General features: G+C 57.5%; 1 pseudogene. It reads right to left on the bottom strand.

Annotated elements, in window-relative coordinates:
- Window positions 1-80: 80 nt before the first annotated feature.
- Window positions 81-265, bottom strand: a pseudogene (locus tag XdyCFBP7245_RS24730) (RHS repeat-associated core domain-containing protein); the annotation flags it as partial.
- Window positions 266-355 lie beyond the last annotated feature (90 nt).

The raw sequence follows: 355 nt of genomic DNA, 5'->3' as shown, positions 1-355 counted from the left end.
TCCGCTTATGCCCAACATCTGGCAAACACCGATATCATCAACCCCGGACTCTAAACCCGATCGCTACTCAGGGCGGGGGGACGTCGGGTGGTGTCGTACAGGTACTCCCGTGCCTTCCCACCGATGGTGAGGGTGTTGCCCATCTTCTCGTAGGTACGCGCTAAGCCTGCGACCACACTCAGGTAATGGTGGTGGTTGGGTAGGCGTAGACCTGCGTGGCGACGCAGACTTTGGCACTCAGACCATCGCCGGTGGCATCGTAGCTTTAGGGAAGGTCTGAATAACGATGCCTGAGAGGGCAGAATGTCCGCATCGTTCCGGAGAATCGCGTTTGGATCTTCGGAGTTTCGCCATT

It is taken from the genome of Xanthomonas dyei (assembly GCF_002939865.1).
Classification (GTDB): Bacteria; Pseudomonadota; Gammaproteobacteria; order Xanthomonadales; family Xanthomonadaceae; genus Xanthomonas; species Xanthomonas dyei.
The sequence above is the reverse complement of the archived record's forward strand: the minus strand, read 5'-3'. Positions and strand labels throughout refer to the sequence as shown.